Raw genomic sequence first — 16726 nt, 5'->3', positions numbered from 1 at the left:
TGATGTCGATCCCGGTAATGGTGCAGGAGGCCCATGGTGAACACGTCCAGCCCGACTTTCAGCATTCGTGTCGCTGACGAGTGCTTCGAAGATTACATCCTCAACAGCGAATTCACGTTCACCGTCAACGGTTATGCGCGGGTGCAGATCGGCGAGCCGGTCGCGCACTGGCACGTCGATGCCGTCGAGCCTTACTTGAAGAACTACGGCATCGATTCCGAAGAATTCTGCAATTATCGGGACGCCGCCGACAGCACCGTGCTGGTGGCCTGGCTCGATGAGCAGCCGGTCGGGCACGTGGTGGTCAGTCAGCACTGGAACGGTTTTGCCCACATCGATGAACTGGCGGTCGACACCGGGGCGCGGCGCAGTGGTGTGGCGCAAAAGCTGCTGGACGTGGCGCAGTTCTGGAGCCGCAAGCGCGGCCTGCCGGGCATCACCCTGGAGACCCAGAACAATAATCTGCAGGCGTGCCGGTTATATGAGCGCTATGGTTTTGTGGTCGGCGGGGTGGATCATCTGCGTTATCGCGCGATAGATCCGTTGACGCAGGAATCGGCGATTTTCTGGTACCTGCTGTTCGACACGCCGGGCGTCGATTGAAGCTGCAAGCCCGTCCGATCTGACTCGCCGCCGCGCGAAGGGCGACAAGTCTGGAAAGAGTGGGCTTGCAGCGGTGTCTCAGTGCTCTCGTATGAGCTTGACCTTGCCCTGAATCAACTCGAATTCCTCTCCGCCCAAATGTTTGACGCGGTCGCCAATGGCCAGGCGATAAGTGGAAACGGGCTCCTTTCCATCAGCCTCGTCAGGCTGTGATTCACGGAATTCATGCACCGAGTAAACGCGTCCCTCCGCATCCCTCGCATGAAATTGCCCAACTAGAACTGAAGCCATTTGCTTTGTAACCTCTGGAAATAACTGCTCGTTTTCGCTCGCATCCTAACACCGCGAGTGAATAAACCGTGTCCGCTTGTAAGGTAATTCCCAAATTTCTATGGGGACCTTATTCGCCTAAGGCAGTCAGACCGCCGTTTTCGGGGGTAGTTTTCGCTGCGTTAAAAAATAGTCGCGACCAACGGTAGTGGCGTCCCTGCGCGGTCAGCGTAAGAGCCACGCAAAAGGCGAATCTCTCAGCATCGAACCCTTCGATGATCAGCAACGGAAAAACAACGCAGAATCTCGCACATGTTTCATCTATAACTGTTGTCTCCTCCCACAGCAGAAGGTCCGCTTCATGAGCCAGCTTCATTCGATTGCAGTCATCGTCGGCAGCTTGAGGAAAGATTCCATCAACCGCAAAGTGGCCCGTGCACTGGCCGAACTGGCCCCGCCAAGCCTGAAGCTGAGCATCGTCGAAATAGGCGACCTGCCGTTGTACAACGAAGACATCGACGTCGATTCGCCGCCCGCTGCGTACACTGCCTTCCGTCAGGCGCTGCAGGGCGCAGACGGCTTCCTGTTCGTGACCCCGGAATACAACCGCTCGGTGCCGGGCGCACTGAAAAACGCTATCGACGTCGGCTCGCGCCCCTACGGTAAAAGCGCGTGGGGCAGTGCGAAACCTGCGGCAGTGGTCAGTGCGTCGCCGGGAGCGATCGGCGGTTTTGGCGCCAACCAGCATTTGCGCCAGTGCTTCGTGTTCCTTGACGTGTTGTGCATGCAGCAGCCGGAAGCGTACCTGGGCAACGCAGGCACCTTCTTTGACGAACACGGCAAGCTGAACGAGAAAACCCGCCCGTTCCTGCAGAACATCATTGATGCCTTCGCCGGCCATGTGGCGCGCACGCTGAAGGTTTAAGGGGGAGGGCGGGCGATACCGATTCGCCGCGTCTTCGCCAGTTAAGCCTGAATTTCAGTCACCGTGTACAGCATTATTTAACGCAGATGCCCCACGGTTATTCCCTACGCTTCTTGCATTCCTGCCCATGCCCGGCTGACCGCCGGGCGTGGGCGTTTTGCTCAAGGAGCGGCAATGTCCACGGTTACTCCCCTTTATTTCCACAGCGCGTCCCTCAGGCAGCGTTTCATTCATGAACTTGATCGCGCCACCGACGCCGGTCGTCTGCAGCCTGAAGAGCTGGCGTGGCTGAGAAAGCTGACACTCTCGCCGCCCGGCCAGCGTGCAGCGGCTGACCCTGACCCGGTGCGGGTTGATCGTCTGGTTCTCAACGACGGTTTGCCCACCTCCCTTGAGGTGTCGGCGGCATTGTTATTCAGCCATTCCCAGACGGCTGACTCGAGAATTTACCTGCTCACGCTCGCTGACGGCCTCGCCGTGTTCGATGATCGTCCATCGCTGCTGACGGGGCTGTTCGCGCGATTTGCGGGCGGCAATGCATCGACGGGCTTTGAATACCAAAAGGTCGAAGGCGATGCATTCCTCGCCCAGATGCGGGCTATCGTTGAGTTTCAGGCCGCCTCGACTCGACAGCTCACGGCGCATCTCAGACTGACGCCGACGCTGTTCGCTGTGTTGTCCGACACGCTGGCGCTGCAGTTGCGCCGATTGTCGCCGCTGCTGCCCATCGATCCGCTCACACACTTGATGCGGATCGTGCAGCCCGCTTCCGGCGCCGACGAGGAACGCGTGTTGATCACGCAAACCCTTGCGCAAACGGCGTTCGAAGATTTTTGCGGCTTCCGTCAATTACCGGGCGGTAGGCGGCAGTTTCTGGATGCGCAGGGCCGGTTGGTCAGCGAGCAGGATGCCGTCAATATGGCCCAGGCGCTGTGCGATGCTGTCACACAGTTGCCCGAGCACTATTCGCAATGGCTGGGGCGGTTCTGGAACGCCCCGGCGCAGGGTCGTCCCTTCCGTGAGATCGCCACCGAAAGCTACAGGACCAGCCTGTCACACGAGCTGTACAGCCGGGTCCGGGACGGCACCCTTTCAGAGGCGCAGTACCAGGCCATGAGGCCTGCGGATCGAGGGGCGTCCAGTGCAATCGACGCTGATCTGCCCGGCAAGCAGATCGTCCTGCAATGGGCGGATGGCACACGAAAAACCCTGGCCGGCACCTTTGTCCTGGACGTCCGATCGACCGGACCGGGGCCACTCTTCTGGTTCTCGCCGGACCACGAGCTCAAACCGTTCGAGAGCCTCTCGGCGCTCACGGCGTTCTGCTTGACCCCTGAAGGCGGCGAGATTCTAAGTGCTGGTCTGGATCTGGCGGATCAGTCACTTCTTCTGCGGGCGGATGAGTTCGAGCTGCTGCTTGAGGACATCGTCGGGCCGTTGGTCGCCGAGCGGGTGGAGTCAATTTTCACGATGCAGCTTCGTAATCTGCAGCACGTCTGCCGCTTGAAGACACGGGCCGAGAAGATGTCGGCCATGTTCGACGATGCGCTGGACGTGCGTCGGTTGATCGACCCGCGGCAGCAGCATTTCAGTGTAGGGCGATGGACGTCGAACGTGCCGCTGAATTTCAGCCGAACGTGGGAGCAGAGTGAAACTGACGACCTGGTTCTGGTTGACTCAGTCAGCGACCCCGACGAGACCGCACTCTTTCCTGACGACAGAACCCGGGATCGCGCGCCGGCTCCGCAACAACTCGCACCGTCATGGCTGGAGCGAACCCAGGTTTCCGACGCGGGCGCCGAGCATTTGCGCGAACTGGACAACGCGTTGGTTAGCTACGCCGAAACGGCGCTTCAGGCTTATATCTGCGTCGCTTCACCCACGCAGCTGCTGGCGCGAGATGTGCGAGTGCGTTGGTTGCAGTCATCGCCGCTCGATTCATCGGATGTGGAAATGAACTCGGTTGCGGTGAGTGAATCCCTGCGAGTCTTCTCCAGCGACCTGGTGTCGTTGCTGCTCGAACGCGTGAGCGGTCATCGCCGCAGCCCTCTTGCACACACTGCTCAGATCATCGTGCCGTCAGACAGTGATGCGGCGAACTTTGACATGGAGCTGGTGAATTTTCTGATTGAGCGGGCGGCCACGGATTTTGCTGCACGCTATCTTGAGCACTTCCGACAATCACAAATCGGCAACGCGCGTCTCGGAGATCGCCAGCTTCAGCCGGTGGCGATGGCCTTGAGCTTACGCGAGGATGCCTTGCGCCTGGACTTGGCATTGATGCAGCGAAAGGCAGAGCTGAGCGCTGCGGCCTCAGCCATGGTGAGTCAGGTGCTCGACTCGCCCCTCCGCTCCCTGAGGTCAGGGGCGGGCGCCACTGTCACCGAAGTGTTTGCTTTGGCGATCGTGTGCGACAACGCGCCCGGCGCAGCGATCAGCGACGTGCTCGTGCTGTCGCAGCCAGCGAACCCGTCGGCGGGCGCGATGCTGTGGGTCGGCCCGCGGGGCTGGCAGCATTTCGCGTCGGTCGAGGTGCTGATTGAACGCATCCTCAAGGCGCTCAGGGGACCACGGGCTGAACGCTTGCTCAGTCTGCTCAGCGAGGGTGATCAGTTACTGCTGCGCAATCACTTGGCGTGCAGCCCCGCCAAACCGATGCGCGTGGACATGCAACGGGTGGACGGGCACGCGATCAGAGCCCTGCAGCAATCGGTGCTGGATCGACAACTGAAAAACCTTGAACAGCTGTGCGCACGTGCCGTGCGCTGTCGTTTCGAAGCACAGCTGTTTATCGAACTGGCCAGATCGACCGAGCTCGACGAGCAATTGATCCGCACGCTCGATAACATGGCCGTGCGCATTGACATTACGCTGTTCGAGGAGTTGTTGCCGCAATGGCTGAAATCGGCGTCAGTCGCCGACATGAAAACCTACAACGAAATCTGGCGTCGTTATTACGTGGTCAGCAGTGGCCATGAGAGTTTCCTGTTCGACATTCCCAGCCTGAAGGACTACTCGCGGGACCGGCTGATCGAGCAGTTCGCCAAGGACTTCCCGGGCCGGCAATGGGACCCGGATCACATCACGGTCACCCTGCGCCGCTACGTCCCGGGGTTTCCCGGGGTGGGCCAGATCCCGTCGGGCATCCCCGCTGCCACCTTGTCAAACAGCGAATCGCTGACTGATTACGCGGTCAACCGCTTCGTCGATATTCAGGACGGCATCCTCACAGTGTCCTCCGTCGAACATCCGGATGTGATGGGTCTGCTGACCGCCAATTACCTGCGCAGCATGACCCGGAATCTGGACGTCGGCGCGAGTTTCATGGTGATACTGCGTCAGGCGCTCAATCCTGCGAACCCCGACTGGCCAAGGCGTTCCCGACTCTACGCCGAGCAACTGCCGCCGATGATGCAGGCGGTGGCGATGCAGCAAAAACTCGAAGGGGGGTTGAGCGCGCAGGCGTTCACCTACATCTCACGGGTTGTGGAGATGCCGGACGGCATTGCGCGGGAGCCGGTGGGCGAAACCCATGTGATCATCAGTCCTCTGCGATTGGTGGCTGACGACGGCATGACCCCCGATACCGTCAAAGGCGCGTATGTGATCTGCCCACGCGGAGCCGACCGAGGCCCGGTGATCCTGCACGCGATCATTCATCCGGCCTTCGTCTTCCGTGAATACCCCGACCTCGGGGCACTCCTGGCCGATATCCGCAGCGACGAGGCCTTGCAAGGGATGCTGCTGGAGCGGATGGATCCAGAGGTCCGGAAACGCTACGACCGCGGAGGGTTCGTTGAGCCACACCTGCCGTTCGCTGCCGAAAGCTTTGGTGACGTGCCCACGCATACGCCGGGGCCGGTGACCGTGTCTCTGGCTGAGGTGAAGGGCAACGCGCTGCAGTTTCTGCTGGCCGACACCGTGAACCTGCTGATCGATCTGGGAGTGGCGAACACCGTCACCACCGCCCAGGCCGATCAAGCCTCATTGAAGTTTCTCGGCATGCTGGGCCTCGAACAGGTGCTGAGCATAATGCCCGGCAAGCTGGCCACGATGGTCGCCCTCTGGCAGAGCCGTAGCCTGTTGCAAGCGTCGGCAGCGTCAGCGTCGGGCCGCCGCTGGGGCGAGGCCATTTCCGAATTTTCTGCCGCGCTGGGCGTGATGGTCACGGCGCGGGAACAGGCTGAGAAAGATGACCTGATAGAAGGCGAGCTGGCGACGGGCGAGGAGTTGCCGCCTACAACGTTTGAGTGGGCGGGCGTGAAACTGACCGCCGACCAGTTGAAGCGACTGCGTGCCCTGGAAGCCAGGAACGTTTCGTTGAATGACCTCAAGCGGGATGACTTGCTCAGCCTGTATCGCGACAGCAAGACCCAGACGCTTTATGCAGCGGTCGGGGGCACTGTTTACCAGATTCAGCGCCGGAGCGAAGACGGGCAGTGGATGATTGTGGGCGAGGACGGTACGCCCGGACCGCTCGTCCGGCTTGACGGTCGTCAGCGCTGGCAACTGGACATCGGCCTGAAGGGCGGAGGCGGGGTGTTGACCCGAATGCGCGCCGAGGGTGCGCGGCGAAGTGCCGAAGACGCCTTGATCATTGAGGCCACCGGGATGCCGGAAATCCGCACGCTTTATCGGGACAGAGCGTTGAGCATCGGTGAGGCGCATCTTCAGGCCAAGCGTTACCTGGAAAACTGCCTGGACAACCTCAACGTGCACGCGCCCGGGACGCCGCCGGATCCTCGTGTGCTCGAGATCCTGGGTGACTTTTTCGGAGTGAACCCACCTGGCCAGGATCTGTTGATCGAGACCGAGCGCGCGGTCAAGTTACTGTTCGATGAGGTGATGGACGCCTCGCTGTCGCCTTACTCATCGCCGCGGTTCGTCGTCGGATCCACCCGTCCCGGTCATGAGAGTACGCTGGCCTTCATCATCAAGTCGGACCCCAAAAAGCGCCTGTTTCTGACCGAGCGGTTTTTTCGGGTGCCGCCGTATCGGGTCCTGGCTGAGCCGCAGGGCTTTGACTTGCCTGCGCACTATCGTGCGGCCGTGCTCATCCATGAGCTGTCCCACCTGGTGCTGCGCACCCACGACATTGCCTACCTGGAAACCAACGCGCCGTTTCCGGACCTGCTGTTGGGCAACAGTGCCAACGAGATCAAGTTCAGGTCCGATCTGGAGCGTCTGCAACGTGAGGGGTTGTCACATCTCAGCCAAAGGGACAGCCTGTTCCTGCACATGAAAGACGGCGAATGGTCGGATCTGGACTCGCAAGACGGCGAGGCCTGTACGGCCGTCCTGGATCTCACGAAATCCATGACGCTGGACGAGGCGCGGGACGAGTTTCTTCACGATGTGAAGAAACGAAGTCGGGTACTGATGAAGAACGCTGACTCGGTGACCTTGCTGATTCTGCGGCTGGGCCGGCAAAATTTCGTCGTGCCGGGCCATTAAATGATGCAGGGCTGACCGGCAGACGCTGAGCCCTGGCAAGGCTCAGCGCTGCTTCGTCTACGCCTACAGCGCGTAGTGGCGCAGTTCGCGGGCGATCAACAAGCGCTGGATTTCGCTGGAGCCTTCGTAGATCTGGGTGATCCGCGCGTCCCGGTAGTATCTCTCCACCGGGTAGTCTTCCAGATAGCCGTAACCGCCATGGATTTGTATCGCCTTGGAGCAGACCCATTCGGCCATTTCCGAGGCGAACAGCTTGGCTTGCGACGCTTCCGACAGGCACGGCTTGCCGGCCGTTCTCAGGCGCGCGGCGTGCAGGACCAACAGGCGGGAAGCGTTGATGCGGGTGTGCATGTCGGCCAGCAGATTGGCGATGCTCTGGTGTTCGATGATCGGCTTGTCGAACTGCACGCGATCGCGGGCGTAACCCAGCGCAGCCTCGAACGCCGCCCGCGCGATGCCCAGGGCCTGGGCGGCGATGCCGATGCGCCCGCCTTCCAGATTGGACAGGGCAATGGACAGCCCCTTGCCACGTTCACCCAGCAGGTTTTCCGCCGGAATCCGGCAGTTGCTCAGCGTGACGGCGCAGGTGTCGGAGGCGCGGATGCCCATCTTGTGTTCCAGGCGATCGACGCTGTAGCCGGGGTTGTCGGTGGGCACCAGAAAGGCTGACAGGCCGCGCTTGCCCAGCTCCGGGTCGGTCACCGCAAACACAATCGCCAACTGCGCGCGCTTGCCGTTGCTGACGAACTGCTTGGCGCCGTTGAGCACCCATTCGCCGTCTTTCAATTCGGCACGGGTGCGCAGGTTGTGCGCTTCGGAGCCGGCCTGAGGTTCGGTCAGGCAGAAGCAGCCGATCGCCTGGCCGCTGGCGAGTTTCTCCAGCCACTGTTGTTTCTGCCCGTCGCTGCCGTAGTTGAGCACCGGCCCGCAGCCTACGGAACTGTGCACGCTCATCAACGTGCCGGTGGCACCGTCGGCGGCGGAGATTTCTTCGACGGCCAGCGCGTAGGCGACGTAGTCGATGTAACTGCCGCCCCATTCGTCCGGCACGATCATGCCGAGCAGGCCCAACTCGCCCATCTTGGTCACCAGCGCGTCGTCGATCCAGCCGGCTTTTTCCCAGGCCTGGGCATGGGGCGCGATTTCATTGCGCGCGAAGTCCCGCGCCATGTCGCGGATCATCACTTGTTCTTCGGTCAGTTCAAAATCTTGCATAAGTCACCCCTCATGACCGCTGAAGAAGCTTGCCACGTGCTCGGCATCCAGGGCCTGCACGCTGGAAGGGCTCCAGTGCGGTTTCTTGTCCTTGTCGACGATCAAGGCACGAACGCCCTCGATCAGATCCCCGCGTTCAAACCACTGGCGGTCCAGGTGCAGCTCCAGGGCGAAGCAACGCTCCAGCGGCAGATGCCGGCCGCGTCGCAGCAGCTCCAGGGTGACCGCCATTGCCAGCGGTGAACGGGTTTGCATCAAGTGCGCGGTTTCGATGGCCCAGGCATGGGTGTCATAGACGCTTACTTCCAGCAGTTGTTCGACGATGCTCGGCACGTCCGGCAGGGCAAAGAAATGATCGATGGCCGGCCTCAGCTTTGCCAGCGGCGGGGCGGGGAGGTGCTGCACGCCGAGTTTCGCCAGCGCGCCCTGAACATCCTTGAGCGGAGTCAGGCTCCACTTCAGGTTATCCAGCTGCAGGTCGAGGTCATCAAGGCGTTTGCTGTCGAGGTACCAGTTCGCCAGCCCGCAATACAGCGCATCGGCGGCCTGGATCTGCACGCCGGTGACGCCCAGGTAAATCCCCAGCTCGCCGGGCACCCGGGACAGAAAGTAGCTGCCGCCTACGTCAGGGAAGTAACCGATCGCCACTTCCGGCATGGCCAGACGGCTGCGCTCAGTCACCACGCGCAGGTCCGCACCCTGGGCCAGGCCCATCCCGCCGCCCAGCACGAAGCCGTCCATTAAAACGACGACGGGTTTGCGGTAATGATGAAGGGTGAGGTCCAGCGCGTATTCTTCGGCGAAAAAATCCAGGTGCCCGGTTCGGCCGGCCTGGAAGCTGTCGTACAGCGAGCGGATGTCGCCGCCGGCGCAGAACGCCTTTTCGCCGGATCCGCGCAGGACCACGGCGTAAACGTTGTCATCCTTTGCCCAGGCGTCGAGCTGAAACTGCAACTGCCGGACCATGTGCAGGTCAATGGCGTTGAGGCCATGGGGGCGGTTGAGGGTGAGGTGGCCAATGTGATTGCGTACATCGGACAGAACGCTTTTGCAGGCTGATTGCTGGCCCGCGTATTCGGCAGGTAGGACCTGAGCCGTCATCGCTGAATCCCTGTTGATTATTGTTGTACTCAATTCCCGGATGATTAGCCGGAATCCGTGAGGGTGCTAACGGATGCTACCAGCGCCATTTTGCAAATGACAATGAAGAATCCTGAGGGGTTGCGTCCCGCGCTTGACGCAGATTGATGTAGGAGCGCGCCACGTGCCTATCTGCAAATGACCCTGATCCGTAGCAGCCGGCTTGCTGGCGAACCGCTTCATCCGCCCGCCACCAATGTGCCTGACCGGGCGGGTTCGCCAGCAAGCCGGCTCCTACAGGCGCGTGTCGTGCACGAGCTTTTCGGAAAAGACCTCAACCGGAGGAACCGGTCCGCTGTGATTACGCCTGCAAGCTGAACAACGCCATCTCCGGCGCGTCGCTGATCCAGCATTCGCTGACAGTCCATCCCGCGCGGGCTGCCAGTTCGGTGAACGACTCAACCGTATACTTGTGGGAGTTCTCGGTGTGCAGTCGTTCGCCGGCGGCGAAACGGAAGGTGTGCCCGGCGACAGTGACGCTCTGCTGTTTGCGGCTGACCAGGTGCATTTCCATGCAGGCCTGCTCGGCATTCCACACCGCCAGATGATCGAAGGCGGACACATCGAAGTCGGCGTTCAGCTCGCGATTGATGCGGGTCAGCAGGTTCTTGTTGAACTGGGCGGTCACGCCTTCGGCATCGTCGTAAGCCGCCACCAGCGTCTGCTCGTCCTTGACCATGTCGACACCGACGATGAAATGCGCGTTTTCCCCCAGCACCCCATGGGCGCTTTGCAGGAAATCCACGGCCTGATCATGGCTGAAGTTGCCGATGGTGGAGCCCGGGAAGAAACCCACGCGAGTGTGGCCCTCGGCTTCTTCAGGCAGCGTGAGCACGCGGGTAAAGTCATCGACTTGCGGCGCGACGGTCAGCGACGGGTAACGCTGGCGCAGTGAGCGTGCGGCCTTGTTCAACGCGGTTGCACTGATGTCGATCGGCACGTACACAGCGATGTGTGGCGCAGCGTCCAGCACCAGACGTGTTTTTTCGCTGGCACCGCTGCCGAACTCCACCAGTGCTGCGCCCGGAGGAATGGTCGCGGCGATCTGCCCGGCGATGCGTTTCAGCAGCCCGGTTTCGGCGCGCGTCGGGTAGTACTCCGGCGTTTCGCAGATGGCCTCAAACAGGTCGGAACCCGCTGCGTCATAGAAATACTTGGGCGACAGGGTTTTCTGCGGGGCGCCGAGACCGGCCACCACGTCGCGGGCGAACTCGCTGTCGTTCGGGTCAACCACCCCGGGCTGTCGGCTGTCACGGGCCAGGCGCAGGCCCGACACCATCCAGCGTTTGTCGGCGTGAAAGAAGTTGCGATAGGTCAGGCGGCAATGATCGGGAGAGGTGACGCTGGCGCCGCCGCGCAAGACCATCTGATTGACCATGAATTTGCCGTTGTACTCGCCGACCGCACCCACCGATGGCTTGAAACCGGGGTAGGCACTGTAGCCGCTTTGCGTCCACTGCCAGGCGACATCGTCCACTTGCTCCAGCAGACCGGCGCGGGCGGCGGCTTCCCATTCGGCTTCGGTGGGCAGGCGCGCGTCGGCCCACAGCGCAAACGCAGCGGCTTCGTAATAACTGATGTGGGTGACCGGCGCCGACGGGTCGATCGACTCAAGGCCGCGCAGGCTCATGCGCTTCCAGCCGTTCTCGTCGTGCTGCCAGTACAGCGGCGAATTCCAGCCGTTTTCCTGCACCAGTGTCCAGCCTTCGGACAGCCACAAGGCGGCGGTGTGATAGCCGCCGTCGGCAATAAAGCTCAACCACTCGCCATTGGTCACCAGCCGGTCGCTGATCTCGAAGGACTGCAGATACGTGGTGTGGCGTGGGCCTTCGTTGTCGAACGAAAAGCCGTCGCCGTCGTGGCCGATTTCGGTCAACCCTGCGCTCAACGGCTTGAAGTGACCGCGACGGCCCGAGAGGTCTTTGGGCCAGCGCGGGCTGTAGGCGGGCTTCAGGGACGACAGGCTGAACAGATGAAGGATGTCCATCAGCAGCAGTTCCTGATGCTGCTCCTCGTGGGCCAGGCCGAGTTCGATGAGGCCGGTCATCTCGTCGCTCAGCGGCGTCATCAGCAGCGTCGTCATGTTTTCGTCGACGTGCCTGCGGTAGGCCAGCACCTGATCGACGCTGGGCCGGGTCATCAACCCGCGTTGGGGACGGGGATGACGCGGGCCGACCGCTTCGTAATAGGAGTTGAACAGGTAGCCGAATGTCGGATCGAAGGCTTCGTATCCCGGCAGATTAGGCGCCAGCAGAAAGGTTTCGAAAAACCATGTGGTGTGCGCCATGTGCCATTTGGCCGGGCTGGCATCGGGCATCGACTGCACCACCATGTCCTCGGCGCTCAGCGGCTCGACCAGAAATTCGGTTCGGTCGCGCACGCTTTGGAAGCGCTGGCACAGGGTGTGCGTGGAGGATGTTTCGCGAAGCTGGCGTAATTGGCGCGTCATCAGGTGCTCTCCGGCGTAGCCGATGCCCGGTGGACCCGGTGGAGTGATTCCACGCAGCCAGGCGGTACGGCGATTCAGGGTTTGAGGCTCGCGTTGTGCGGAATGTTCAACCGAAATATCCAAATGAAGGATGGACGCTACCCATGAATATGCTGATGCCTTTGATCATCCGCGTATTCATGGATTTATTGGCAAGCACCGAGTGTAGCCTCGGCAGGGTTCCGGGGTGGGCTCATCCTCTGGGTCGGTAACCAATGGCCATTGGGCCCTGCGTATGCGGTACCCTGCACGTCAATCATCCCGATGCGCCGTGAACGACGCAGATCTCGCAGGCGAAACCTGAACCTGCGCGACAACTGACAGTCAGCACAACAGCGCATTGTCCGAGAGGGCAGTGGCGCTTCAGGGTAGGTGTCAGGTTAGAAAGTGAATCACGCCAGATGAATGAACCGTTTTTTGGGGACGCGCATGAATGATCTATCCAGTCTGCTGGGGGCGCTCGATGAGGCGCAGACCGGGCAGCAGGAAGTGGTGATCGCCACGGTGGTCAAGGTCGAGGGCTCGGCTTACCGTCGCCCCGGTGCGCGGATGCTTATCGCACCGATGGGCGAAGCGACCGGCACCGTCAGCGGCGGCTGCCTGGAAAGCGACGTCAGCAAAAAGGCCTGGTGGCTGACCGCCAATGGCAAGCCGTCCCTGCGTACGTACAGCACCGGCGAGGACGATGACGAACTCGAAGACGCCGAACTCAGCTTCGGTCTGGGCTGCAACGGCACGGTGCATATTCTCTTCGAACGGATAGATCCGCAGGCGGCGAGTCTGGTGGTCGACGTGTTGCGCGAGGTCAAGGCCAGCGGTATCGGCGCTGCGCTGGCGACGGTGATCGGTACCCAAAGCGAACGCCACACGGCGCTGGGCGAGCGGGTGGCGATCCGTTCATCCGGGCAGGTGCAGAATGAAATGCGCGAACGCTGGCTGGCGACGGCCGTGGCCGAGGACCTCAAAACGGTGCTCGACGCCCGCCGCTCGGCCACACGCACCTACGACAGCGCGGACGGCGCCGTTGAAGTGCTGCTCGAATACATCGCCGCGCCGCGCCGGTTGGTGGTCTTCGGTGCCGGGCATGACGCGATGCCGCTGGTCAGCATGGCGCGGCTCCAGGGCTGGCACATCACGGTGATTGATGCGCGCTCGCACTTCGCCCGGCCCCAGCGTTTTCCGGAGGCTGATCAGGTGCTGTCCGCGCCGCTGCTGCCAATGCCCGAACTGCACGGGATGGTTGCCGACGCCGCCGTGGTGGTGATGACCCACAGCCTGAGTCAGGATCGTCACTGGCTGGGGCAGGTCCTCGAATCCACACCGCGCTACATTGGCCAGCTTGGGCCGCGCAGCCGCACCGAGCGTCTGCTCGACGAACTGCCGGAGCAGGTGCGTGAAGCCGCAGCGCAGGCCAGCCTGCATTACCCGGTGGGTCTGGACCTGGGCGGCGACGCGCCGCACAGTGTGGCGCTGTCGATCCTTTCGGAGATCAACGCGGTGTTCAACGGCCGCAGCGGCGGGATGCTCAAACACCGGCAAGCGAGTATTCACGCGGTGAATGTCACCCTCGAACACGCGCGAGAGCTGAGAATGATCAGCTGAGAATGATCAGCCCGCTTTGACGGGAGCGGCTCTTGCACGTGCCGCCCCATCGTTTTTCAGTGACATCGGCACGGCATTCATCAGGTCCGCTCAATGAACGACAAGTACAGACCCCACGACTGGGCCCCCCACGAGCGACCGACGCTGCCGGGGTCGCCGTCGACGCCCCTGCACGCGACGCCCAAGCGCTGGGCCTATGCCATCGTCGGGGTGATCGTGGCGTTGACCGGCGGGCTGGGCAACGCGCTGGTGGTCGCCAACCTTCAATACCTGCAAGGCTCCCTGGGCGCCACCCAGGCCGAGATCGCCTGGCTGCCTGCTGCTTACGTCATGACCAACGTTTCGATGAACCTGCTGCTGGTGAAGTTTCGCCAGCAATTCGGTCTGCGCGCTTTCACCGAAGTGTTTCTGGTGCTGTACGCGTTGGTCACCTTCGCGCACCTGTTCGTCAACGACATTGAATCGGCCATTGCCGTCCGTGCCGCCCACGGCATGGTCGGCGCGGCACTGAGTTCGCTGGGCCTGTACTACATGATTCAGGCCTTCCCGCAGAAGTGGCGGATGAAAGCGCTGGTGTTGGGCCTCGGCACCGCGCAGCTGGCGACACCGCTGGCGCGGCTGGTTTCCGAAGACCTGCTGCAGATTGCCGAGTGGCGCGGGCTTTACCTCTTCGAACTGGGCATGTGCCTGCTGTCGCTGGGTTGTGTGCTGATTCTCAAATTGCCGCCGGGCGATCGCTTCAAGGCCTTCGAAAAACTCGACTTCCTGACCTTCGCCCTGCTCGCGTCAGGCTTTGCAGCATTGTGTGCGGCGTTGTCGCTGGGGCGGATCGAATGGTGGCTTGAAGAGCCGTGGATCGGCATTGCCCTGGCGTCGTCCATCGTGCTGATCCTGGCCGGGCTGTGCATCGAGCACAACCGCACCCGCCCGCTATTGATCACCCGCTGGCTGGGCAGTGGCCGGATGATCCGCTTTGCCTTCGGCGTGCTGCTGACGCGCATCGTGCTGTCAGAGCAATCCACCGGCGCGGTCGGTTTTCTTCAAGGCCTGAATCAGGGCACCGAGCAGTTGCACACGCTTTATATGTTCATGCTGCTGGGCAGCGTCGCGGGCCTTGCGGTCAGCGCGCTGACGATCGATCCTCAGCACCTGTTCAAGCCTTTGATTATCTCGCTGGCCCTGATGGCGATCGGTTCAAGCATGGACAGCTTTTCCACCAGCCTGACCCGTGGCCCGCAGATGTATTTCAGCCAGTTTTTACTGGCGTTCGGTGGCACCTTCTTCTTGGGACCGACCCTGGTGCTGGGCATCAGCGGGGTCATCAGCAACCCGCGCAACATGGTCAGTTTTTCGGTGATGTTCGGGATCACCCAGAACGTCGGCAGCCTGATCGGCTCGGCGTTGCTGGGCACCTTTCAGGTCTGGCGCGAGAAATTCCATTCCGCGCACATCGTCGAGCACGTCACGCTGATCGACGCTCAGGTGCAGTCGCGCCTGCAAAGCGCGAGCGGTGCGTATATTTCCGCCATCGCCGACCCGGCGGCGCGTACCAGTCTGGGTATTCGCTCGCTGGCGACGGCCGCCACCCGCGAAGCCAACACGCTGGCCTATAACGACGTATTCATGCTGATCGCAGTCATCGCGGTGCTGACCATGATCTGGATCACCAGCCGCGCCACCTGGCTGTGGATCACCACCGAGCCGGTCGCGCCGTTTACGCCGGCGACACCTGCGGCATCTCCCTTAACACCTTCTGGCGCTCAACCTTCATGACAGACCCCGTCAAACCTTCCGACAACTCTCCAGATAGCTCTTCAGGCAGCTCTTCTGGCAGTGCAGCGGCCAGCTCTGCGCCGTCACAGCCGAGCAACGCAGCGCCCGCGCCGGCGGTGATGCCGGCGACCACGCAACCGCGTTCGGCGCGCATACGCCTGGTGTCATCGATTCTGTTCGGCGGCATTGCCCTGGCGGGTGTTCTCATCGTGCTCTATGCATGGCAGTTGCCGCCGTTCAGCAGCCCGATCGAAAGCACGGAAAACGCCCTGATTCGCGGGCAGACCACACTCATTGGCCCGCAATTGAGTGGCTACGTCTACGAAGTGCCGGTGCAGGATTTTCAGTGGGTCAAGCAGGGCGATCTGCTGGTGCGCCTCGACGACCGGATCTACCAGCAGCATCTTGATCAGGGCATTGCGCAATTGGGCGTCCAGAAGGCTGCGCTGGCCAATAATCTGCAACAGCGGCGCAGCGCCGAAGCCACTATCGCCCAGCGGCAGGCCGCTATTGCGAATGCCCAGGCGCAGAGTGACAAGGCCGCTGCCGACCTTCGCCGCGGTCAGGCACTGGTGACGGATGGCTCGGTGTCGAAAAGCGAATTCGACGTGACCCGCGCCGCAGATGCGCAAGCGAAGGCGGCGCTGGCCGAGGCCAAGGCGGCGCTGGAGATTTCCCGCCAGGACCTGCAGACGGTGATCGTCAATCGCGGCTCGCTGGAAGCGTCGGTGAAGAATGCCGAGGCGGCCATTGAGCTGGCGCGGATCGATCTGACCAATACGCGCATCACCGCGCCTCGGGACGGTCAGCTGGGGCAGATCGGGGTGCGCCTGGGGGCGTACGTCAATTCCGGCGCACAGTTGATGGCGCTGGTGCCACGCCCGCGCTGGATCATCGCCAACATGAAAGAAACCCAGATGGCCAACGTGCGCCTGGGCCAGCCGGTGAGTTTCACCGTCGACGCGCTGGAAAACCTGAAGATGCGCGGCCGGGTGCAGCGTATCTCGCCGGCGGCGGGATCCGAGTTCAGCTTGTTGCCTGCCGATAACGCCACCGGCAACTTCGTCAAGATCGCCCAGCGTATTCCAGTGCGCATCACCATCGACGACGACCAGCACGACGTGGACCGCCTGCGCCCGGGGATGTCGGTGGTGGTCAGCATCGATACCAGCCAGGACGGCGCCGTGCCGCCGGACCCGGTGGATGGAAGGGTGGACTCAGCTGATCGGCGCTGAGCCGATCCACTGCCGGCCCCT

The 16726-nt window shown here is 62.0% G+C and carries 10 protein-coding genes; 6 read left to right on the top strand and 4 right to left on the bottom strand.

Annotated elements, in window-relative coordinates:
• Positions 1 to 33: 33 nt before the first annotated feature.
• On the top strand, positions 34 to 603 hold the full coding sequence (locus tag EC919_RS22755) for a GNAT family N-acetyltransferase (RefSeq protein WP_133776568.1): 570 nt from the start codon (positions 34 to 36) through the stop codon (positions 601 to 603).
• Between the two features lie 78 nt (positions 604 to 681).
• Here EC919_RS22755 and EC919_RS22750 read toward each other — a convergent pair whose 3' ends face one another.
• Positions 682 to 894 (bottom strand): hypothetical protein, encoded by a 213-nt coding sequence (locus tag EC919_RS22750; protein WP_083232993.1) that lies wholly within the window; start codon positions 892 to 894, stop codon positions 682 to 684.
• Positions 895 to 1234: 340 nt separating this feature from the next.
• Between EC919_RS22750 and EC919_RS22745 the strand changes: the two genes are divergently transcribed.
• Together EC919_RS22745 and EC919_RS22740 are read left to right on the top strand one after the other, a co-directional pair.
• Complete coding sequence (locus EC919_RS22745; protein ID WP_133776567.1) at positions 1235 to 1798, top strand: NADPH-dependent FMN reductase; 564 nt, start codon at positions 1235 to 1237, stop codon at positions 1796 to 1798.
• A gap of 174 nt (positions 1799 to 1972) precedes the next feature.
• On the top strand, positions 1973 to 7252 hold the full coding sequence (locus tag EC919_RS22740) for a dermonecrotic toxin domain-containing protein (RefSeq protein ID WP_133776566.1): 5280 nt from the start codon (positions 1973 to 1975) through the stop codon (positions 7250 to 7252).
• A 63-nt stretch (positions 7253 to 7315) separates the two neighbouring features.
• Here the strand turns inward: EC919_RS22740 and EC919_RS22735 are convergent, their stop codons facing one another.
• The 3 genes from EC919_RS22735 to egtB all read right to left on the bottom strand — a co-directional run bounded on the left by EC919_RS22735 (position 7316) and on the right by egtB (position 12056).
• Positions 7316 to 8467, bottom strand: a complete 1152-nt coding sequence (locus tag EC919_RS22735) for an acyl-CoA dehydrogenase family protein (protein ID WP_133776565.1) — start codon at positions 8465 to 8467, stop codon at positions 7316 to 7318.
• Positions 8468 to 8470: 3 nt separating this feature from the next.
• Positions 8471 to 9568: an enoyl-CoA hydratase/isomerase family protein gene (locus tag EC919_RS22730; protein ID WP_133776564.1), complete on the bottom strand. Its 1098-nt coding sequence runs from the start codon at positions 9566 to 9568 to the stop codon at positions 8471 to 8473.
• Between the two features lie 340 nt (positions 9569 to 9908).
• Entirely contained in the window at positions 9909 to 12056 is a 2148-nt protein-coding gene (gene egtB / locus EC919_RS22725) for an ergothioneine biosynthesis protein EgtB (protein WP_133776563.1), read from the bottom strand.
• Between the two features lie 468 nt (positions 12057 to 12524).
• Here egtB and EC919_RS22720 point away from each other — a divergent pair, with 468 nt between their 5' ends.
• The 3 genes from EC919_RS22720 (at position 12525) to EC919_RS22710 (ending at position 16705) form a co-directional block, all read left to right on the top strand.
• Positions 12525 to 13697 carry an XdhC family protein gene (locus EC919_RS22720; RefSeq protein ID WP_133776562.1) on the top strand — a complete coding sequence of 391 codons (1173 nt, stop codon included), beginning with the start codon at positions 12525 to 12527 and terminating at the stop codon, positions 13695 to 13697.
• Positions 13698 to 13790: 93 nt separating this feature from the next.
• Positions 13791 to 15470 (top strand): MFS transporter, encoded by a 1680-nt coding sequence (locus EC919_RS22715; protein ID WP_133776561.1) that lies wholly within the window; start codon positions 13791 to 13793, stop codon positions 15468 to 15470.
• A 119-nt stretch (positions 15471 to 15589) separates the two neighbouring features.
• Positions 15590 to 16705, top strand: coding sequence for an HlyD family secretion protein (locus tag EC919_RS22710; protein ID WP_133776594.1), 1116 nt, complete (start codon positions 15590 to 15592; stop codon positions 16703 to 16705).
• The last annotated feature ends 21 nt before the right edge of the window (positions 16706 to 16726 follow it).

The organism is Pseudomonas graminis, from assembly GCF_004364335.1.
GTDB classification, from domain to species: domain Bacteria; phylum Pseudomonadota; class Gammaproteobacteria; order Pseudomonadales; family Pseudomonadaceae; genus Aquipseudomonas; species Aquipseudomonas graminis_D.
This window is presented reverse-complemented; position numbering and strand designations above follow the sequence as displayed.